This is a genomic window from Citrobacter sp. S46_ASV_140 (assembly GCF_018919545.1).
Taxonomy (GTDB): domain Bacteria; phylum Pseudomonadota; class Gammaproteobacteria; order Enterobacterales; family Enterobacteriaceae; genus Citrobacter; species Citrobacter braakii.
In genome coordinates, this window is the sequence record NZ_JAHLRC010000070.1 from 1 (window position 1) to 18777 (window position 18777).

General features: G+C 52.3%; 22 protein-coding genes and 1 pseudogene. 8 read left to right on the top strand and 15 right to left on the bottom strand.

Annotated features, from left to right (window positions below):
- From nikR to KQJ19_RS16340, 3 genes and pseudogenes are all read right to left on the bottom strand, one after another.
- Nucleotides 1-376 (bottom strand): nickel-responsive transcriptional regulator NikR (gene nikR, locus KQJ19_RS16335; RefSeq protein WP_216403863.1); only part of this gene is annotated, 376 nt, incomplete at its 3' end.
- A gap of 14 nt (nt 377-390) precedes the next feature.
- Nucleotides 391-471 (bottom strand): annotated as a pseudogene (gene nikE / locus KQJ19_RS24040) (nickel import ATP-binding protein NikE); the annotation flags it as partial.
- Nucleotides 468-1328 carry a LysR family transcriptional regulator gene (locus tag KQJ19_RS16340; RefSeq protein WP_047415905.1) on the bottom strand — a complete coding sequence of 287 codons (861 nt, stop codon included), beginning with the start codon at nt 1326-1328 and terminating at the stop codon, nt 468-470. The pseudogene nikE and the gene KQJ19_RS16340, both read right to left, overlap by 4 nt.
- A gap of 99 nt (nt 1329-1427) precedes the next feature.
- Between KQJ19_RS16340 and KQJ19_RS16345 the strand changes: the two genes are divergently transcribed.
- Nucleotides 1428-1934, top strand: coding sequence for a phenolic acid decarboxylase (locus tag KQJ19_RS16345; protein WP_016157682.1), 507 nt, complete (start codon nt 1428-1430; stop codon nt 1932-1934).
- Here KQJ19_RS16345 and acpT read toward each other — a convergent pair.
- Both acpT and KQJ19_RS16355 read right to left on the bottom strand, forming a co-directional pair.
- Complete coding sequence (gene acpT / locus KQJ19_RS16350; RefSeq protein WP_216403864.1) at nt 1926-2516, bottom strand: 4'-phosphopantetheinyl transferase AcpT; 591 nt, start codon at nt 2514-2516, stop codon at nt 1926-1928. The two genes, KQJ19_RS16345 and acpT, sit on opposite strands and share 9 nt — an antisense overlap.
- A 62-nt stretch (nt 2517-2578) precedes the next feature.
- A complete protein-coding gene (locus KQJ19_RS16355; RefSeq protein ID WP_047501404.1) occupies nt 2579-3628 on the bottom strand; it encodes an AI-2E family transporter in 1050 nt (349 codons plus the stop codon).
- A 133-nt stretch (nt 3629-3761) separates the two neighbouring features.
- Between KQJ19_RS16355 and KQJ19_RS16360 the strand changes: the two genes are divergently transcribed.
- A complete protein-coding gene (locus KQJ19_RS16360) occupies nt 3762-4979 on the top strand; it encodes an MFS transporter (RefSeq protein ID WP_019078119.1) in 1218 nt (405 codons plus the stop codon).
- A 3-nt stretch (nt 4980-4982) separates the two neighbouring features.
- Here the strand turns inward: KQJ19_RS16360 and KQJ19_RS16365 are convergent, their stop codons facing one another.
- Both KQJ19_RS16365 and KQJ19_RS16370 read right to left on the bottom strand, forming a co-directional pair.
- Nucleotides 4983-5540: a DcrB family lipoprotein gene (locus tag KQJ19_RS16365; protein WP_016154847.1), complete on the bottom strand. Its 558-nt coding sequence runs from the start codon at nt 5538-5540 to the stop codon at nt 4983-4985.
- A 72-nt stretch (nt 5541-5612) separates the two neighbouring features.
- Complete coding sequence (locus tag KQJ19_RS16370; protein WP_200046835.1) at nt 5613-6278, bottom strand: 7-cyano-7-deazaguanine/7-aminomethyl-7-deazaguanine transporter; 666 nt, start codon at nt 6276-6278, stop codon at nt 5613-5615.
- Between the two features lie 168 nt (nt 6279-6446).
- Between KQJ19_RS16370 and tusA the strand changes: the two genes are divergently transcribed.
- A complete protein-coding gene (gene tusA / locus KQJ19_RS16375; RefSeq protein WP_003827551.1) occupies nt 6447-6692 on the top strand; it encodes a sulfurtransferase TusA in 246 nt (81 codons plus the stop codon).
- A 46-nt stretch (nt 6693-6738) separates the two neighbouring features.
- On the opposite strand, the gene zntA is transcribed toward tusA, so the two are convergent.
- Both zntA and KQJ19_RS16385 read right to left on the bottom strand, forming a co-directional pair.
- On the bottom strand, nt 6739-8937 hold the full coding sequence (gene zntA, locus KQJ19_RS16380) for a Zn(II)/Cd(II)/Pb(II) translocating P-type ATPase ZntA (RefSeq protein ID WP_216403865.1): 2199 nt from the start codon (nt 8935-8937) through the stop codon (nt 6739-6741).
- Between the two features lie 74 nt (nt 8938-9011).
- A complete protein-coding gene (locus KQJ19_RS16385; protein WP_016154844.1) occupies nt 9012-9638 on the bottom strand; it encodes a lysoplasmalogenase in 627 nt (208 codons plus the stop codon).
- A 141-nt stretch (nt 9639-9779) separates the two neighbouring features.
- On the opposite strand from KQJ19_RS16385, the gene KQJ19_RS16390 reads away from it, so the two are divergent.
- Nucleotides 9780-10154, top strand: coding sequence for a DUF2500 domain-containing protein (locus tag KQJ19_RS16390; protein WP_016154843.1), 375 nt, complete (start codon nt 9780-9782; stop codon nt 10152-10154).
- A gap of 84 nt (nt 10155-10238) precedes the next feature.
- Here KQJ19_RS16390 and KQJ19_RS16395 read toward each other — a convergent pair whose 3' ends face one another.
- Both KQJ19_RS16395 and rsmD read right to left on the bottom strand, forming a co-directional pair.
- The gene (locus KQJ19_RS16395; protein WP_016154842.1) at nt 10239-10514 is read right to left on the bottom strand and encodes a DUF1145 family protein; all 276 of its coding nucleotides are present in this window, start codon (nt 10512-10514) and stop codon (nt 10239-10241) included.
- Nucleotides 10504-11100 (bottom strand): 16S rRNA (guanine(966)-N(2))-methyltransferase, encoded by a 597-nt coding sequence (rsmD, locus tag KQJ19_RS16400; RefSeq protein ID WP_016157666.1) that lies wholly within the window; start codon nt 11098-11100, stop codon nt 10504-10506. The genes KQJ19_RS16395 and rsmD overlap by 11 nt, the downstream gene beginning before the upstream one ends.
- A 276-nt stretch (nt 11101-11376) precedes the next feature.
- On the opposite strand from rsmD, the gene ftsY reads away from it, so the two are divergent.
- The 4 genes from ftsY (at nt 11377) to rpoH (ending at nt 15735) form a co-directional block, all read left to right on the top strand.
- Complete coding sequence (gene ftsY, locus KQJ19_RS16405; protein ID WP_019078122.1) at nt 11377-12903, top strand: signal recognition particle-docking protein FtsY; 1527 nt, start codon at nt 11377-11379, stop codon at nt 12901-12903.
- A 2-nt stretch (nt 12904-12905) separates the two neighbouring features.
- Entirely contained in the window at nt 12906-13574 is a 669-nt protein-coding gene (gene ftsE, locus KQJ19_RS16410) for a cell division ATP-binding protein FtsE (protein WP_003023420.1), read from the top strand.
- Nucleotides 13567-14625, top strand: a complete 1059-nt coding sequence (gene ftsX, locus KQJ19_RS16415) for a permease-like cell division protein FtsX (protein WP_016154839.1) — start codon at nt 13567-13569, stop codon at nt 14623-14625. Before ftsE ends, ftsX begins: the two co-directional genes overlap by 8 nt.
- A 255-nt stretch (nt 14626-14880) precedes the next feature.
- Complete coding sequence (gene rpoH, locus KQJ19_RS16420) at nt 14881-15735, top strand: RNA polymerase sigma factor RpoH (protein WP_005121585.1); 855 nt, start codon at nt 14881-14883, stop codon at nt 15733-15735.
- A 232-nt stretch (nt 15736-15967) separates the two neighbouring features.
- Here rpoH and dapA read toward each other — a convergent pair whose 3' ends face one another.
- Genes dapA through KQJ19_RS16440 form a run of 4 tightly spaced genes read right to left on the bottom strand, consistent with a single transcriptional unit; the run spans nt 15968 to nt 18734 of the window.
- Nucleotides 15968-16858, bottom strand: a complete 891-nt coding sequence (dapA, locus tag KQJ19_RS16425) for a 4-hydroxy-tetrahydrodipicolinate synthase (protein ID WP_101700400.1) — start codon at nt 16856-16858, stop codon at nt 15968-15970.
- A complete protein-coding gene (locus KQJ19_RS16430) occupies nt 16858-17778 on the bottom strand; it encodes a phosphoglycerate dehydrogenase (protein WP_103766959.1) in 921 nt (306 codons plus the stop codon). The genes dapA and KQJ19_RS16430 overlap by 1 nt, the downstream gene beginning before the upstream one ends.
- A gap of 1 nt (nt 17779) precedes the next feature.
- On the bottom strand, nt 17780-18634 hold the full coding sequence (locus tag KQJ19_RS16435) for a PTS system mannose/fructose/sorbose family transporter subunit IID (RefSeq protein WP_052138036.1): 855 nt from the start codon (nt 18632-18634) through the stop codon (nt 17780-17782).
- Nucleotides 18627-18734, bottom strand: coding sequence for a hypothetical protein (locus KQJ19_RS16440; protein WP_253296364.1), 108 nt, complete (start codon nt 18732-18734; stop codon nt 18627-18629). Before KQJ19_RS16440 ends, KQJ19_RS16435 begins: the two co-directional genes overlap by 8 nt.
- Between the last annotated feature and the right edge of the window lie 43 nt (nt 18735-18777).

The window sequence follows — 18777 nt, forward strand, 5'->3', positions numbered from 1 at the left end:
GATGACCGTGGCGCACGCCGCGCTGGGAAATCACGTCATCGGCAAAATGCTGCACATCGCCCATGTCACCTTTTAGCACAGCGATTTCCAGACAGTCGTCATGGTTGATGTGCACGTGCAGCGTGGCGACTGATAAATCGTGGTGGTGATGTTGGGTGGAAACAATACGGCTCGCCAGGTCACGCTTCTCATGCTCATAAACATACGAGAGCACTGCGAATCCCTGAGTGCCGTGCTCCTGGGTAGTTTCCTGCGCCAGTGCGCCGCGCAGAATATCGCGGATCGCTTCGGAACGGTTGTTATAGCCACGGCGCTGGCTCAGGCTGTCGAGCGTTTCCAGTAAATCGTCATCGAGGGTAATGGTGACTCGTTGCATCTGCAATTAACCTTTCATGTGGCGCGTGGGCGCAGAGGGAGTAAGGGGAATAGCGTATTTTGTAACACACGTCCGGCATCCGGGGAAAAGGTTAATGCTCTCGCAATAAACGCAGCAGGGTTGTTACCTGTTCATCCAGCGGCGCGAGCGTGTCTTTGACGATCAGATGCAGCGGGGTGGCACGGCGAGCGCCATGGCTTAACGGCAGCGGTCGTAATAACCCCTGCTCAAGCTGCTGCTGGATTCGCTCCTCAGGCAACCAGCCGTAACCGACCTGATACATCACCGCCTCAATCGCGGCATCAATGGTCGAGAAGGTCCAGGCATCGCGCACCGCTTGCTGCGGGTTGTCGCGATCGGCAATGCGAATCAGCGGCCACGCGCGTAATGCGTCTTCATCCAGCGGCGCATCCAGCATGCAGAGCGGGTGATCGCGGTGGGCAACGGCCACGAAGTCAATATTCATCAGCCATTCGCCGCGGCCGGTGATATCCTGGCGTCGGGTCAGGACCATCACGTCCGCATCGGCATGCGCTGCCAGTCGATCGTCAGCATTCTCCAGCACTTCGGTCAAACGCACCTGCGTCTGCGGCCACGCTTGCTGAAACTGCTTGAGGATCGCGAACAGGCGTTTGCGTGGGAAGATGCTATCTACCATGAAATCCAGCCGCGTTCGCGTGCCGTTTTGCAATGTTGCTGCCCGGGTTTCCACCCATAAAAAGGCCTTCAGTAACGGTTTGACCTGGCCCAGCAGTAGCTCTCCCGCAGGGGTTAATACCGCCCTGCGACCTTCCGGCGTCAGCAGCGTCACGCCAAGCCGCTCCTGCAGTAGCGCCAGGTTGTAGCTCACCGAAGACTGGCTACGGTTGGTCTCTTCCGCAGCTTTCGCAAAGCTGCCCAGCTCCACGACTTTCTCCAGTAAGGCCCATTGCTCCAGCGTTGTCTTGTGCATAACTCATCTAAAAATTGAATGAATATGATGTAAACATAGCGTTATTCATCCAATTTTTGAAGCGGTAAGATCCTCGCATCAAGTAAGAGGAGAAAGAATATGAGCACTTTTGATAAACATGATTTGAGCGGCTTTGTCGGCAAACATCTGGTCTATACCTACGATAATGGCTGGAATTACGAGATCTACGTGAAAAACGACACCACTCTGGATTACCGTATTCACAGCGGCATTGTGGGGAATCGTTGGGTGAAGGATCAGCGGGCGTACATTGTGCGGGTTGGCGAGAGTGTTTATAAAATTTCATGGACCGAACCGACCGGGACCGACGTCAGCCTGATCGTGAATCTGGGCGACAAACTCTTTCACGGCACCATCTTTTTCCCACGCTGGGTGATTAACAATCCGCAAAAAACGGTCTGTTTCCAGAATGACCATATTCCGCTGATGATGTCATATCGCGATGCGGGTCCGGCATATCCAACTGAGGTGATTGACGAGTTTGCGACCATCACCTTCGTGCGTGACTGTGGGGCGAATAATGACAGCGTTATTGCCTGTGCGGCGAGCGAATTGCCGGAAAACTTCCCGGAAAATTTACGCTAAGGCTTCCAGACGCTGCACGGCGTCGGCGGTCAGGGTAAACGGCGTGGGGGTACACACCGCCAGGCTCAGGGTATCGAGCTGGCACTGGCTGACCGAGAGTGAGGAGGTTAGCACGGTGCTGTCGACGCTGACAATTTGCCAGGCGCTGCCGCCACGCTGTTTCACGATAGCTTCTTTACGCGTCCAGATGCGCCAGAACGCCGCCAGCTGTTGCTCCGGGTGTTCGGCCTCAACTTCGGCATGTTCCCTGAGACTGAACACCGTATTTGCCAGCGTCTGCCAGTTATCGCGCGGGCGAACGACTTCAATATCACAGCCGACTTCCCCTTCGTCGCTGAGCAGCAGGGCAATATCATCACCGCTGTGGCTGAGATTGAACCACAGCGGTGTGTCGGCGGAAAAGGCCGGTTTTCCTTGCTCGCTGTAGACGATGTCCGGTAATGGCGAAAGAGTATGGGAAAGCAGCACGCGACCAGCCAGCCAGCGCGCACGACGAGCGCCTTGCGGGGCCTGCTCACGCAGTGCGGCAGGCAGTGTGCCAGCGCTTAAAACAGAAACTTTCCCAAGAACGATCCGGTACATATCAGGGCTAACCTTTAGTAATAATGGGGTTGTTTACCATTCTATACATGCTGTTTGCAAGTTTATCCAGGTAATCGGGTTTTGGGCCTGCCGGGTCCCAGCAAAATTGCCAGTTTGCTACCGCCTGTGGTGGTTTCCATCCAGATTTTACACACGCTGGTTAACGGCACGGAGAGCAGCATACCTACCGGACCAAGCAGCCATCCCCACACCAACAGAGAGAGAAACACGATTAGCGTCGATAATCCCAGCCGGTGCCCCATCATGCGGGGCTCGAGGATGTTGCCAATTACCATATGCACCACCAGAAACAGCGCCCCAACCAGCACGCATTCGTAAACGCCGTTGAACAGCAGCGCCTGGATCATGGGTGGAACGGCGGAAATGACCGAGCCAATGTTGGGCACGTAGTTTAGCAGGAATGCCAGCACACCCCACATCAGAGCAAACTGAATCCCCATTAGCGCCAGTCCCAGCCAGACGATGGCACCGGTCCATAAGCTGAGCAACGTTTTCAGCGCCAGATAGTGAGAAACACCTTTCAGCGCCCGATGCAGCCCCGCAATATGGATTTGTGGGTTGTTCAGCGCAAAGCGCAGCTTATAGGGAACATGACGCACCTCAAACAACATAAAGACCACCGTCATCACCAGCAGAACGACGCTGGCCATGGCACCGGAAAGACTTGTCATCAGCGTGGTTGTGAAGGTCATCAGCTTGTCGGAGTCCATGCGCTGCAGCATGCGCTCCGGGGACATATGCAGATTCAGAAAAGGCACCATCTCTTGCAGATACAGAACCTTGCGCGTCAGCTCCTTGTTGTATTTTGGCAGCATGGCCATGAATTCAGTGATGGACGATGCCAGAACGCCGATTAACGCCGTAAGAACGATCAGCATCACCACCACGACTAACGTTATCGCGACCGGCCGACGTACACCCCGGCGAATAAACCAGATGACCAGCGGATTCAATACAATGGCAAAAAAAAGGGCCAGCAGAAGCTGTACGATGATATCTGCCGCGGCATGAATACCCGCGAGGATCACCACCAGAGCGGCCAGTTTGAGCAGAATGTGCAAACCCGTTTTATCGGGCTGGGCGGTTGTCATGTCGTCTTCCTGTTTGCGTTTTTGCATTAAGTGTAGCGGCTGGCTTGCGACTGATATTCCTAAACTGACTACTGATTTCTGCCCGGCAACATGGTAGAAATGAAACACTGTTGTGAAAACGTGGTGATCCTCCATGCCCGAACCCGTCGCTGAACCGACGCTTAGCGGTTTACGCCTTAATCTGCGTATTGTCTCTGTGGTGATGTTTAACTTCGCCAGCTACCTGACCATTGGTTTGCCGCTCGCTGTATTGCCAGGCTATGTCCATGATGTGATGGGATTTAGCGCTTTTTGGGCAGGGCTGGTCATCAGCTTGCAATATTTCGCTACGCTGCTGAGCCGTCCACATGCCGGTCGCTATGCCGACCTGCTGGGGCCAAAGAAGATTGTGGTATTCGGACTGTGTGGCTGTTTTTTAAGTGGTCTGGGCTACTTCCTGGCGGGCTTCACGAATGGCTGGCCGCTGGCCAGCCTGCTGCTGTTATGCCTGGGGCGCGTGATTCTAGGGATCGGGCAAAGCTTTGCCGGGACTGGCTCTACGCTGTGGGGGGTTGGGGTCGTTGGTTCAATGCATATCGGACGGGTGATTTCGTGGAACGGCATCGTGACCTATGGCGCGATGGCGATAGGCGCTCCGCTGGGTGTACTGTTTTATGCCTGGGGTGGCTTACAGGGACTGGCGCTGACCGTGATGGGCGTGGCGCTGTTGGCAATACTGCTGGCGCTCCCTCGTCCGGCGGTGAAGGCCAGCAAAGGCAAACCATTGCCGTTTCGCGCGGTGCTTGGGCGTGTCTGGTTGTACGGCATGGCGCTGGCCCTGGCCTCAGCCGGATTTGGCGTGATCGCCACTTTCATTACCCTGTTTTATGATGCCAAAGGCTGGGACGGTGCCGCTTTCGCGCTAACGCTTTTTAGTTGCACGTTTGTGGGGACCCGCCTGTTATTCCCAAATGGTATCAACCGTTTAGGTGGACTAAATGTGGCGATGATCTGCTTTACCGTCGAGATTGTTGGGCTGCTGCTGGTCGGGATGGCTTCCATGCCGTGGATGGCGAAAAGCGGCGTCCTGCTGGCCGGTGCAGGGTTTTCGCTGGTGTTCCCGGCGCTGGGCGTGGTGGCGGTAAAAGCCGTCCCGCAGCAAAATCAGGGCGCTGCGCTGGCGACGTATACGGTGTTTATGGATTTATCACTGGGAGTTACGGGGCCGCTGGCCGGGCTGGTCATGACGTGGGCGGGCGTGCCGGTTATCTATCTGGCGGCGGCAGGGCTGGTGGCGGTGGCGTTATTGCTGACCTGGCGATTAAAAAAACGGCCTCAGGTGGTGTCACCGGAGGCCGAGTCATCGTCTTAACCGTTACTGGATAACCAGCGTGTTAATGATGTTTTCTGCGGTAGTCTGCGCTTTTTGCTGATCGTCAGCAGGCAGCGTGATTTGCAGAGTCAGCAGTTGGTTATCGACTTTACCCAACACCACGGAAGAGTAAGCGGTCTGGCCTTTGGCCGAGATGATGCTGTCTAACTGCTGCAGCGTGTGGCCTTTCAGCTCAATAGATTTATTGGTGACGACCTGCAACTGCGGGTCGCGGCTACGCTGCTGATCTTCCAGGCGTTTTGCCAGCACAGCCAGGTCTTCGTTGGTATTGTCGCCAACAATCACAATCACCGCTTTCTGGCCGGTTGCGTCAGAATAAACGTGCATATTGTTCGCCTGGGTGCCCAGTTTGCCGCTCTGATCGGTCATATCCGCTGGCAGGGAAAAACTGAGTTTACCGTCCAACAGGCTGACCGGTTGTCCGGTGGCGCTACTTTCTGCGGCAGCACCCTCTGCTGGCGCTTTTGTATCGCTATTATCACAGGCCGCAAGCCCCATAACCAGCAGGCCAATACCGACATATTTAACCAGATTGCGCATTGACTTCTTCCTTTCGATAAACGGCCATAACGGCTCATTCGTCCATCTTATCACAACTCGGAAAATGAACCTTTAACTCGTCTGCAATGCAGAGATTTCGGATTTATCTGCCAGCCTTTTCAGTAACATATTCAGCAGCACGCCGTACATCGGCAGGAAGAAAATAATGCTGATCAGCACTTTGAAGCAGTAGTCAACCAGCGCGATTTCCATCCAGTGCTCGGCCATAAAGGCATCCGGGCTGCGCCAGAAAGCGATAAAGAAGAAGGCTAACGTATCGCTGATGTTGCCAAACAGCGTGGAAGCCGTTGGCGCCAGCCACCAGCGACGGTTCTGACGCAGACGGTTAAAGACATGCACATCCAGAATTTGACCCAACGCGTAAGCCATAAAGCTGGCGGCGGCGATACGGGCGACAAACAAATTAAAGTGCAGCAGTGCGCCGAATCCCTGCCACGATCCCATATAGAACAGTGATGAAACGACATAGGAGATCAGCAGCGCGGGGATCATTACCGCAAAGATGATACGTCGTGCCAACGGTGCGCCAAAAATACGCACGGTCAGATCGGTCGCGAGGAAAATAAACGGAAAGCTGAAAGCGCCCCATGTGGTATGGAAACCCAAAATGGAGATCGGTAGCTGCACCAGATAGTTGCTGGAGGTGATCACCAGCAGATGAAATAGCGATAGCCAAAACAACGCTTTTACGCGTTGAGATTGTGTAAACGGAGTCATATTGTGACCTTTTTGTTGGATGGGGTGAGGGAACCCAATAAAAAACCGTCGCATGATACTGCTTTAAGAGCACATTGCAATGGTTGTTTTTCACGCAATCGTTAACCTGATTGGCTTACGCCACAACAGAGCGTAAAATAACGCCGTTTTTGAATGAACGAGACTACGATGAGCGATCTGTTTACCTCTCCCGACCATACTCTTGATGCCCAGGGGCTGCGCTGCCCGGAACCCGTAATGATGGTGCGTAAAACCGTGCGCGGCATGCAAGCGGGTGAAACGCTGCTGATTGTCGCCGACGATCCGGCGACAACCCGTGACATTCCTGGCTTCTGTACCTTTATGGAGCATGAGCTGGTGGCAAAAGAGACCGACTCTCTGCCGTACCGCTATCTGGTGCGCAAAGGCCAGTAATCTTAGCCGGATGGCGCTAATGCAACAGCCGTCCGGCACAGACGCATTATCCTTTACGTAGTAACCGCAGCGCGTTAGCGGTCACCAGTACCGTCGCCCCCGTATCTGCCAGCACCGCCAGCCACAATCCGGTTATCCCGAGCAGGGTGGTGACGAGGAAAATCCCCTTGAGGCCTAGCGCAATCGCAATGTTCTGGCGAATATTGGCGTGGGTGGCGCGGGCTAACTGAATCATTTGCACCAGACCACGCAGGCGGTTGTGGGTCAGGGCGGCATCGGCGGTTTCCAGCGCGACATCGGTCCCGCTTCCCATCGCAATGCCAATGGTGGCTGCTTTCATTGCCGGAGCGTCGTTGATGCCGTCGCCGACCATCGCCAGCGGCGACTGTTGGTTAAGATGGGTAACGGCCTGTACTTTATCTTCCGGTAATAGACCCGCTTTGAATTCGAGACCCAATTCACTGGCAATAGCTGCCGCCGCTCGCGGGTTATCACCCGTCAGGATCACCCCTTTCACGCCAATCTGATTAAGCTCGCTGATGGCGCTACGGGCGTCGTCGCGCAGCGTGTCCTGTAGGGCCAGCACGCCGAGAACGGCATCGTTACGCAGCACCAGCACCACCGTTTGACCCGCGCTTTCCAGCTCGCTTATCTGCCCGGCAAAAGTATCGGCAGGCTGCTTACCGGCGGCGCAAATCAGCACGCGTTCACCGTTGACCAGTGCTTCAATGCCAGAGCCAACCAGCGCCCGCTGATCTTTTGCGACAGGGATAGTCAGTTCGCGCGTTTGGGCTTCCCGAACAATCGCCTGCGCCAGCGGGTGCGTCGCGCCTTGCTCTACTGCTGCCGCCAGCGCCAGCAGTTCTGCCTCGCCAATACCGCTTGCCGGGTGAATCGCCGTGACGCGCGGTTTACCGATGGTCAGGGTGCCGGTTTTATCAAACGCGACCTGCGTTACCCTACCCAACTGCTCCAGCGCGGCCCCGCCTTTGATTAACGCGCCACGACGCGCCGCGGCGGCAAGGCCAGAGGTAATGGCTGCGGGTGTGGAAATCACCAGCGCACATGGGCAGCCAATCAGCAGCAGCGTCAGCCCTTTATAAATCCACTCCTGCCAGGATGCGGCAAACAGCAGCGGTGGTACAAGGGTGACCAACAACGCAACCGCCATAATGGCTGGGGTGTAAATCCGGCTGAAACGGTCAATAAAGCGCTCAATGGGGGCACGGCGTTCTTCCGCTTCTTCAATCAATTTCAGAATACGGTCAATGGCGCTGGCACCCGGTTCGGAGAGTACTTCCAGCGTTACCAGACGGTCCACGCTGGTGGCGCCCGCCGGGACTTTCTCGCCGGTGGCGCGCTCAACCGGTATCGATTCGCCGGTCAGGGCGCTTTCATCAAAGCTGGCAAATCCGGAGACCAGCTTGCCGTCGGCAGGTAAACGCCCACCCGCGGCAACCTCGATAACATCGCCTGGCTGGAGAGTATTGATAGCAACCTCTTCGCGCTCGCCGTTACGCAGGCGCGTGGCGGTTTCCGGCTTGAGCGCCATCAGTGCGCTGACCCCTTTACGGGCGCGGCTGGCGGCCCATCCTTCCAGGCGTTCGCCAATTAAAAACAGCAGCAGCACCATGGCGGCTTCTGCCGTCGCGCCGATAAACAGTGCGCCAATGGCGGCCACGCTCATCAACGTTTCAATGGCAAAGTAGCTGCCGGTTTTCATCAGACGCAGGGCCTGACGGGCAATGGGATACAGACCTACCAGCGTGGTGGCGATAAATGCTATCTGGCCAAAGGGGTGATTGAACTGCTCCAGCCCCCAGCTAATCGCCATCATGATAATCAGCGAAATCAGCGGCAGGTTCTCTTTAAACCGCGACTCGGGGGCGGCGTCTGGCGCTTGCTCATCGCGCAGGGTATAGCCTGCCTTTTGCACTGCGCTTTCAACTTGCAGGCGGATATCGGAACCCGCGTCGACTACCAGTTTTTCGGTGGCAAACAGAACCTGGACCTGGTTGACGCCGTTGACCTGGCGGACCGCATTCTCCACTTTTCGGGCGCAGGCTGCACAGTCCATGCCTGCCACTTTCCAGGAGTAGCGGGTACCCATTACGGTACCGGATACGGGTGGTGGGGTGGAGCAACTTCCTTCGCAGCAGCAGTCGTCAGCCTTTTGTGGCGCAGGCGCTAGCTTGAAAGAAGAAAATTGTGGGGCTTTTTTGCCACTGGAATCGGGTGTCGACATGGCATCCTCCGGTTGATAATCATTTCATATTAACCGGAGGATACACTCTGGAGTCGACTCCAGAGTCAAGCGTTTTAAAGATACAACGAACGAACAATCAGGAAATGTCCGGCGAAGTAGCAGGCGGCAGCAATTGCGTTATCGGCGCGAAAGCGGCGACGGTAATGGCTACCCAGCCAGACAATGTTGCCGATGAACAGGAGTGATGCGCCCATAAAGGCCGACAGCGCCGGAGCGGTCGGGCGGAAAAACCACAGCTCACCAGCCATCCAGACCATCATCAGCGTGATACCAATAAAGGTACAGATAGCGATGCGTAGCTCTTCAAGTCGCGTCCAGATCACGGCAATCAGCAACGCCCCCAGCACCACCAGCACCAACGGCAAAGGCCAGAAGAACGACAGCGTCATTTGGCTGGCGAAGTAAATGGTATACAGCAGATGCGACAGGAAGAATGCCCCCACGGCATACAAAAGGCGTTGGCGCGGTAACAGCGTCAGCGCATCGCCCAGCAGCGAGGCAAGCAGGCCAGCCAACACCAGATAGCTGACAGCATTAAACATTGGCGCCTGCCAGGCCAGCAGCGCCAGCAGGAGTAACGTTAGGGGTTTAAAGACCCAGCGTTGCCAGGCGGGCCCACGATAGGAAGCATCCACGAACAACCATGCGGAAAGGCAGACAGCGATAAACGACCAAAGCATCTTAGTTCCTTGAATTCGTTATTTTTTCGTAAGCGGGGTGCTCACGGCTCTACTGTTCAGTGTAGAGGTCGACACTGCCAGATGACAACACCATAACAGGCAATGTATGCTTATTTCCGCATTTTCTGATGGGTTAATAATATGAGCAAACCACCACTTTTCTTCATTGTTATCATTGTATTAATCGTTGTTGCTGCGTCGTTTCGCTTCGTTCAGCAGCGGCGTGAAAAAGCCGATAATGATACTGCGCCGTTAGTGCAAAAGCAGGTGGTGGTGAGTAACAAACGGGAAAAACCGCTTAACGATCGGCGATCCCGCCAGCAGGAAGTGAGCCCGGCGGGGACCAGCATGCGCTATGAAGTCAGTTTTAAGCCACAAAGTGGCGGCTTCGAGCAGACGTTTCGTCTGGATGCCCAGCAGTACCATGCGTTAACGGTCGGGGATAAGGGAACGCTGAGTTATAAAGGTTCGCGTTTTGTTGATTTTACAGTGAACGCTAAGGTTTCATCTGACTGATGCCGGATTGCGGCTTACGCTTTGTCCGGCCTGGAGATTTTGTCGCCCCGGCCTGCTAAGCGCCGCCGGGCGAAAAGATCACAGTTACTTTTTCAACTGATCTTTAATCTTCTTCTGCCAAACCAGTAACTCAAAGACGCCGAACAGAAAAATACGGATTTTCTCTCCGCGGGTCATCTGCGGGCCATCTTTAGGCATGGTGCTTTTTAACAGCGCCAGTTGCATGCCATGCATCAGCACCATAAAAATCAGTGCGACGTTAACGAAGATGTTAAGCGGGCGTGGAAAGGGTTGGAAAATATTGAGTAGTAAAAATGCCCAGACGCACAACATCAGCAGGCGTCCCAGGTTAATCAGCATCGTGTTCTCCTCGTGCTTCACGTTGGTAAAGGCGATAGGCGACCTGTCCGGCGACTTTTTCGCGGTACAGCGACCAGTTCACCGGAACCGGCGGCAAACCGTTTTCTACTTCGCTTTCAACGTAAATATACGCTTCATTTGCCAGCCAGCCATGAGTTTCCAGAAGAGTTAATGTTTCTTCCAGTAATCCTTTGCGAAACGGCGGGTCAACAAACACCACGTTATGCGGCGTACCCGTCTGGGCCAAAAATGTCAGGGTATTGGTGTTGACGACCCGGGCATGGGGAGCTTTCAGCGTGGCGAGATTGTTTTGTAGCTGCTGTGATACCGCGCGATCCATTTCCAGAAGCGTCGCATTTGCCGCATAGCGAGAGAGGGCTTCCAGCCCCAGCGCGCCGCTGCCGGCGAAGCAGTCCAGGCAGTGAGCATCGACCATTACCGGGGCCAGCCAGTTAAATAAGGTTTCGCGTACGCGGTCGGTGGTTGGGCGCAGACCGGGACTATCCGGAACCGGGAGTTTACGGCCACGCCATTGACCACCAATAATGCGGATCTGGCCGCTACCAGAGTGATTCGGTTTTTTCATTTCAATTATTGCTCAATCCGCTGCTGACGTGTCATTCCAGGCGGTGATGTGAGTTAAGTTAACCCGTCGCCTTTCAAGTTACCTCTTCGTTGGCTGCACTTTCTCACCCAAATCACTTACTAAAAGTAAGCTCATCGGGATTCGTGCGCTTGCCGCCTTGACGTAACTCGAAATTCATCGGGTATAAGTGATAGACTATTTCATCATTTTTTTAGCTGCTATGTACATAGCGTTGACGCTGTGCCATGAAGCAACAGCGGGGGAGTGTAGTCGCAAATGGCGAAAGAGAAAAAACGTGGCTTTTTTTCCTGGCTGGGCTTTGGTCAAAAAGAGCAGGCACCGGAAAACGAGACAGAATTAAAAAACGAAGAACAACAACCGGTTGCTGAAGAAACTACCGTCGTTGACGAACAGCCGCGCGCCGAGGAAACCCGTAGCGAGGCGGAAACGGAAGCTTTTGCAGCTGAAGTTGTTGAAGTGACTGAACAGGTTGCGGAAATCGAAAAACTGCAGCCGGAAGCAGAACCTGTTGCCGAACAATCGCAGCCGGAGATTGAGCTGGTTGCTGAACCCGCTGCTGAACCTGTTGTGGAAACGCCAGCGGCGACGGTTATCGAACGCGAAGAATTGCCGCTGCCGGAAGAGGTGAAAACCGAAGAGGTTTCTGCCGAAGAGTGGCAGGCCGAAGCGGAAACCGTGGAAATCGTTGAGGCGGTTGAAGAAGAAGCCGAAAACGAACCGCACCTGACTGATGAAGAGCTGGAAGCTCAGGCGCTGGCTGCTGAGGCTGCTGAAGAAGCCGTGATGGTGGTGCCGGTAGAAGAACCTGCCGTAGAAGCACCGACAGAAGAAGAGGGAGTCCAGGAGCAGGAAAAACCAACGAAAGAAGGTTTCTTTGCGCGTCTGAAACGCAGCCTCCTGAAAACAAAAGAAAACCTTGGTTCCGGATTTATCAGTCTGTTCCGTGGTAAAAAGATCGACGATGATCTGTTTGAAGAGCTGGAAGAGCAACTGCTGATTGCCGACGTGGGCGTAGAAACGACCCGCAAGATTATTGCAAATCTGACGGAAGGTGCCAGCCGTAAGCAGCTCAAAGACGCGGAAGCGCTGTACGGCCTGCTGAAAGAAGAGATGGGCGAGATTCTGGCGAAGGTGGAAGAACCGCTGAATGTTGATGGCAAGACGCCGTTTGTTATCTTAATGGTTGGCGTCAACGGCGTGGGTAAAACCACCACTATCGGAAAGCTGGCGCGTCAGTTTGAGCAGCAGGGTAAATCGGTGATGCTGGCGGCGGGCGATACCTTCCGTGCGGCGGCGGTAGAGCAGCTGCAGGTCTGGGGTCAGCGTAACAACATCCCGGTGATTGCTCAGCATACCGGCGCGGATTCCGCGTCCGTCATCTTTGATGCCATCCAGGCGGCGAAGGCGCGTAATGTAGATGTGCTGATCGCTGATACCGCAGGGCGTTTGCAGAACAAATCGCACCTGATGGAAGAATTGAAAAAAATCGTTCGCGTCATGAAGAAGCTCGACGAAGATGCGCCGCATGAAGTTATGCTGACTATCGACGCCAGCACCGGGCAGAATGCGATAAGCCAGGCCAAACTGTTCCATGAAGCGGTGGGCTTAACCGGTATCACCCTGACTAAGCTGGACGGTACGGCGAAGGGCGGGGTCATCTTCTCGGTTGCCGATCAGTTTGGCATCCCTATCCGCTATATCGGTGTAGGCGAACGTATCGAGGATTTACGTCCGTTTAAAGCGGACGATTTTATAGAGGCACTTTTTGCCCGAGAGGATTAACAATGATTCGCTTTGAACATGTCAGCAAGGCCTATCTCGGTGGGAGACAAGCGCTGCAGGGAGTTACCTTCCATATGCAGCCTGGCGAGATGGCATTTCTGACCGGCCACTCCGGTGCGGGGAAAAGTACCCTGCTGAAGCTGATTTGTGGAATTGAACGGCCCAGCGCCGGGAAAATCTACTTCAGCGGGCATGACATCAGCCGTTTGAAAAACCGTGAAGTGCCGTTTCTGCGTCGTCAGATTGGCATGATTTTTCAGGATCACCATCTGTTGATGGACAGAACCGTGTTTGACAACGTGGCAATCCCGCTGATCATCGCGGGCGCCAGCGGGGACGATATTCGTCGTCGCGTGTCAGCGGCGCTGGATAAGGTCGGACTGTTGGACAAAGCGAAAAACTTCCCTATTCAGCTCTCCGGCGGTGAACAACAGCGCGTGGGCATCGCCCGTGCGGTGGTGAACAAACCGGCGGTATTGCTGGCGGATGAACCAACAGGGAACCTGGATGACGCGTTGTCGGAAGGGATCCTTCGCCTGTTTGAAGAGTTTAACCGCGTCGGGGTCACGGTATTAATGGCCACGCACGATATTGGCCTGATCTCCCGTCGCTCCTATCGCCAAATGGTTCTGAGCGATGGACATCTGCATGGAGGCCTGGCCCATGAATAGACGTGACGCTATTAATCAAATCAAACAGTTCGGTGGCCGACTGGATCGCTTCCGTAAATCGGGCGGCGCGCCGGGAGATGGCGGTCGTAACGCGCCAAAGCGGGCGAAAGCCGCGCCAAAGCCGAACTCGCGTAAAACCAATGTCTTTAACGAGCAGGTACGCTACGCGTTCCAGGGCGCGTTACAGGACCTGAAAAGCAAGCCGTTGGCGACGTTCCTGACGGTGATGGTTATTGCCATCTCCCTGACGCTGCCAAGCGTATGCTACATGGTTTATAAGAACGTCGACCATGCGGCAAGCCAGTATTATCCTTCTCCGCAGATCACCGTTTACCTGCAAAAAACGCTGGATGATGATGCAGCAGCGCGGGTGGTTGGTCAGTTGCAGGCCGAGCAGGGCGTGGAGAAAGTGAATTATCTTTCCCGCGATGACGCGCTGGGCGAATTCCGTAACTGGTCCGGCTTTGGCGGCGCGCTGGATATGCTGGAAGAGAACCCGCTACCGGCCGTGGCGGTAGTTATCCCGAAACTGGACTTCCAGGGCACGGAGTCGCTGAACACGCTGCGCGACCGTATCGCACAAATCAACGGTATTGATGAAGTGCGCATGGATGACAGCTGGTTTGCCCGTCTGGCGGCGCTGACGGGCCTTGTCGGACGCGTCTCCGCGATGATTGGCGTGCTGATGGTAGCGGCGGTCTTCCTCGTCATCGGTAACAGTGTGCGGCTGAGTATTTTTGCGCGTCGCGATACCATTAACGTGCAGAAACTGATTGGCGCGACGGATGGGTTTATCCTGCGTCCGTTCCTCTACGGCGGCGCGCTGCTCGGTTTTTCCGGCGCATTTCTTTCACTGATTTTGTCAGAAATTTTGGTGATGCGCCTGTCGTCAGCGGTTACTGAGGTGGCGCAGGTTTTTGGAACTAAGTTTGATATCAACGGCTTATCATTCGACGAATGCCTGTTATTGCTGCTGGTGTGCTCGATGATTGGCTGGGTGGCAGCCTGGCTTGCCACGGTTCAACATTTACGCCACTTTACCCCCGATTAAAAAATCTCTGGTATAATCTTTCCCTGCACTGAGTAGTTCGCTCTGCAGGGAAAGAGTCCCTGTTATCTCTTCCCAGCGTATTCATTGTGATGTCACATTTTGTGCGTAATCTATACACATTACGACATGGAACTTGTGGATAAAATCACTGTCTGATAAAAGATTGAATGATATTCTCGTTGCTCATAAGCTCTGGCATGGTTGTTGCTATTGGTTTTAGCCAACGCGTCAGATGAAAAGATTGAGAGGATTTGAATGACCAAAGAAATGCAAAATTTAGCTTTAGCCCCTGTTGGTAACCTGGAATCTTACATCCGGGCTGCGAACGCGTGGCCGATGTTGTCGGCTGACGAGGAGCGGCTACTTGCTGAAAAGCTGCATTACCAGGGCGATCTGGAAGCAGCTAAAACGCTGATCCTGTCTCACCTGCGCTTTGTTGTTCATGTTGCTCGTAATTATGCGGGCTATGGCCTGCCGCAGGCGGATCTGATTCAGGAAGGCAATATCGGCCTGATGAAAGCCGTGCGCCGTTTCAACCCGGAAGTGGGTGTGCGCCTGGTTTCTTTCGCCGTGCACTGGATCAAAGCAGAGATCCACGAATACGTTCTGCGTAACTGGCGTATCGTAAAAGTCGCGACCACCAAAGCGCAGCGTAAGCTGTTCTTTAACCTGCGTAAAACCAAGCAGCGTCTGGGCTGGTTCAATCAGGACGAAGTTGAAATGGTTGCTCGTGAGCTGGGTGTTTCCAGCAAAGACGTGCGCGAAATGGAATCCCGTATGGCGGCGCAGGACATGACGTTTGACATGTCTTCAGACGACGAGTCTGACAGCCAGCCGATGGCGCCGGTTCTGTACCTGCAGGATAAATCATCTAACTTTGCCGACGGCATTGAAGAAGATAACTGGGAAGATCAGGCCGCGAATAAACTGACCCACGCAATGGAGGGTCTGGACGAGCGTAGCCAGGACATCATTCGCGCCCGTTGGCTGGACGAAGACAACAAGTCGACGTTGCAGGAACTGGCCGATCGCTACGGCGTCTCTGCTGAACGTGTTCGTCAGCTTGAAAAGAACGCCATGAAAAAACTGCGTGCAGCGATCGAAGCGTAATCTTCCGCCGACCTGGAAATGCTGATAAACCCTGGATGAAAATCCGGGGTTTTTTATGTCTCATTGATACTTCAAACTGCTATCACGCTTTCCTCTGCCAGGTTTGCTTTTGCCTCTCTGGTGTTGTGGGGGGCCGAAGTGATTGATGCCCCTGCGCCTGACAAGGTGACATGTTTGCCCGGTTTCTGGGCAAACATGTCACCTTAATGCAGTCGAATACTGTCGGTAAAACTTATTGTGGCAGGAGATTATAGGCTGCCAGCATCTCTTTGATATCCTGAGTGATGATTTCATTCGGCATATGTATTGGTCTTCTGGTAATGCCTGCGGTGATCCCCATTAAGTTAAGAGCCTCTTTCATTACTGCAGGTGCGGTCATTTTCTTAATGTTCATACGCAGCGCATCGATCTTATTACGCTCTTCCTGTGCTTGATCCAACTGCCCCGCGATAAAGTAGTTATACAAATCTACTTCAATCTTCGGTAAAACATTTGATGTGGCTGCGACGCTGGCAACTGAACCTTCTTTAAATGCATCAAGCATCAGCGAATCTGAACCGTTCAATACTTTAAAATTTTTGTGTTTTGAAATCTCAAGGTACTGTTTTTGTACTTCAAATTTTCCACTGCTATCTTTGATTGCCACGATATTATCGATATCAGCCAGGCGATTCGCTGTTTCGTATTCAATACTTAGGCCCGTTTGCCCTGGGAGATTGTATAGAATAATAGGTGCTGCTGTGCTGGCCGCAATATCATAGTAATGTTTATATAAATCTTCCTGATTAGGCACCAGATAGTAGGGGGTTACAACTGAAATGTAATCTGCGCCAGCATCAACGAGTCGTTGAGTCAGAGCAATAGTTTGCTGTGTGCTACAGCAACCGGCACCGGCGCAAATAGTTACGTCATCACCCACTTCATCAACGACTGCTTTGGTGAGTTCTACTTTTTCATCATCTGATAACAGATGAAATTCACCGTTGGTGCCACAAATAAATAATCCATGAACACCATTGTTGACTAACCAGCGAGCCATCTTTCTTGCTGCCGGGATATCCATTTTTTCCGTTTCATCAAATGGTGTCACCATCGCAGTAATAATTCCCTTAAGTTCTTTCATTATCTTTTCTCCAGTTCGTTGGTAACATTTTTAATCGAGATTTGAATTGTGTTAAGATCTGCTTCCTGAGTAAACGAAGCCGCATGTGGCGTGATCGAGTAATTCATGAGTTGTTTTGTTTCTTCTTTTCGTTCTTTAAGTTCAATATCTTCACTAGCAAAAGAAATTTTATGAGTAATTAAAGCATTGTATAAACTATTTTCATCAATCAAACCGCCTCGTGCAGTATTTATCAATATTGCGGAAGGTTTCATTTTTTCGAATGCGTGCTGATCAATCATGTGCCTGGTGCTATCTAGTAAAGGCAAATGAAGCGAGATAACATCACTGAGCTGATACACCTCATCTAACTCTTTAAAGTTTATATACGGAAAAACCTGACTCTGATTGATATAAGGGTCGTATGCAATGATCTCCATACCCATAGCGTTAGCGATGTGGGCTACATGTTTGCCAATAGCACCAAGGCCAATCAGCCCTAATGTCTTTTTATGTAACTCAGTACCCACCAATCTTACATCATTACTGCATTTAGCCTGTTGTTCGATTTCAACATACTTTCTGGCACTGGATAGCATCATTAGAATAGCCATTTCTGCTACCGATACAGAATTGGCGTTGAGTGCTTTATGCACCACAATATTTCTGCTGTTCGCATACTCAACGTTAATATTATCTAAACCAACACCATATTTTGAGATTACTTTTAGTTTTTTCGCACAATCTATAACGTCTTGATCTAAAGGGTCGTTGCCTGTAATAATAGCATCGGCATCTTTAATTTTTACCATCAACTCTTCTTTACTAAAACGTCCGCCGCTCGTATTACATTCGACGATATAACCTGCTGCCTGTAATTCATCCAGATATTTTTGCCCCTTACTAAGAAAGGGCCTTGGCGTTATAAGTATTTTTTTCATATTACAATAAACCGAAGAATGAAAAAATAAGGCTTAAAGAGAGGATTGCTACCAGTATTCTTAGGAAATGCGGTCCACACTTCTGGATGTATATATAAATACCGAGAACCGCAACCAGGGGGAGTAAGTTAGGCACAATTTTGTCTAACATGTCCTGCAGGACAATAGTATTCCCCCCACCAGTAGTAATATGTAGCGGTGTCTTAATCTTTACATAAGTGGCAGAAAGCGCCCCCATCATCAACAGGCCGAACATACCTGCGCCTTCAATAATTTTATGGATACTGCCAGAGTGGAGTATCTCTAAAATTGACTCTTTCCCCTTTTTATAGCCAATATTAAGTGCAAATCGGCTAGCGAAGAACATATAGACAACTTGATAGATCAATGGCAGTAACGCGGCTAATACGTACCCTTGCAATACAAAAGGAATACATACCCCAATAACAATAGGTCGCAATGTGCCAAAATCTAGCGTATCCCCGATACCTGAGACTGGACCCATTAGCCCCGTTTTTAAACTGGTCACTAATTGGGTTGTGGCTGTTCGCTGTTCTTCCGGTTCCTGGGATGCTTTTTCTTCTAGTGCGATAGTGATGCCGTTTACCACTGAGCCCCAGTTAGCTTGTGTGTTAAACATCGTCAAATGGCGCTGTAACGCTTTTGAAAGATCCCTCTTATTCGGGTATAGCTTAGCTAAAATCCCTGTCATTGAATTACAAAAGGCTAGAGCCTGTAACCGTTCAAAATTTAATGATGTTTCTGAGAAAGCATGCCATTTTAACCAGACAATCTGCACATCTCTATTCGTAATTGGTGAGCTTTCGGCTTCCTTTAAGTCGATATTATTAGCCATTTTGTGTTCCTTTCGCAGTTTTTGATTGCATGTATAAGAGAACAGCACATAAACCAAAAATGGATATCCCTATGGTGTTTAGCCCTGAATATGTGACCAAGAAGAAACCAATGATGAATAACGGGATGTATTGTTTTTTACCG

Coding starts and splice junctions, on each gene's coding strand:
- ftsY (WP_019078122.1), top strand. CDS start 11,377: ATGGCGAAAGAGAAAAAACGTGGCTTTTTTTCCTGGCTGGGCTTTGGT.
- KQJ19_RS16430 (WP_103766959.1), bottom strand. CDS start 17,778: ATGAAAAAAATACTTATAACGCCAAGGCCCTTTCTTAGTAAGGGGCAA.
- KQJ19_RS16345 (WP_016157682.1), top strand. CDS start 1,428: ATGAGCACTTTTGATAAACATGATTTGAGCGGCTTTGTCGGCAAACAT.
- KQJ19_RS16385 (WP_016154844.1), bottom strand. CDS start 9,638: ATGCTTTGGTCGTTTATCGCTGTCTGCCTTTCCGCATGGTTGTTCGTG.
- KQJ19_RS16435 (WP_052138036.1), bottom strand. CDS start 18,634: ATGGCTAATAATATCGACTTAAAGGAAGCCGAAAGCTCACCAATTACG.
- KQJ19_RS16365 (WP_016154847.1), bottom strand. CDS start 5,540: ATGCGCAATCTGGTTAAATATGTCGGTATTGGCCTGCTGGTTATGGGG.
- tusA (WP_003827551.1), top strand. CDS start 6,447: ATGAGCGATCTGTTTACCTCTCCCGACCATACTCTTGATGCCCAGGGG.
- KQJ19_RS16340 (WP_047415905.1), bottom strand. CDS start 1,328: ATGCACAAGACAACGCTGGAGCAATGGGCCTTACTGGAGAAAGTCGTG.
- ftsX (WP_016154839.1), top strand. CDS start 13,567: ATGAATAGACGTGACGCTATTAATCAAATCAAACAGTTCGGTGGCCGA.
- dapA (WP_101700400.1), bottom strand. CDS start 16,858: ATGAAAGAACTTAAGGGAATTATTACTGCGATGGTGACACCATTTGAT.
- rsmD (WP_016157666.1), bottom strand. CDS start 11,100: ATGAAAAAACCGAATCACTCTGGTAGCGGCCAGATCCGCATTATTGGT.
- ftsE (WP_003023420.1), top strand. CDS start 12,906: ATGATTCGCTTTGAACATGTCAGCAAGGCCTATCTCGGTGGGAGACAA.
- rpoH (WP_005121585.1), top strand. CDS start 14,881: ATGACCAAAGAAATGCAAAATTTAGCTTTAGCCCCTGTTGGTAACCTG.
- KQJ19_RS16370 (WP_200046835.1), bottom strand. CDS start 6,278: ATGACTCCGTTTACACAATCTCAACGCGTAAAAGCGTTGTTTTGGCTA.
- KQJ19_RS16395 (WP_016154842.1), bottom strand. CDS start 10,514: ATGCTGATTAACCTGGGACGCCTGCTGATGTTGTGCGTCTGGGCATTT.
- KQJ19_RS16355 (WP_047501404.1), bottom strand. CDS start 3,628: ATGACAACCGCCCAGCCCGATAAAACGGGTTTGCACATTCTGCTCAAA.
- KQJ19_RS16360 (WP_019078119.1), top strand. CDS start 3,762: ATGCCCGAACCCGTCGCTGAACCGACGCTTAGCGGTTTACGCCTTAAT.
- acpT (WP_216403864.1), bottom strand. CDS start 2,516: ATGTACCGGATCGTTCTTGGGAAAGTTTCTGTTTTAAGCGCTGGCACA.
- KQJ19_RS16390 (WP_016154843.1), top strand. CDS start 9,780: ATGAGCAAACCACCACTTTTCTTCATTGTTATCATTGTATTAATCGTT.
- zntA (WP_216403865.1), bottom strand. CDS start 8,937: ATGTCGACACCCGATTCCAGTGGCAAAAAAGCCCCACAATTTTCTTCT.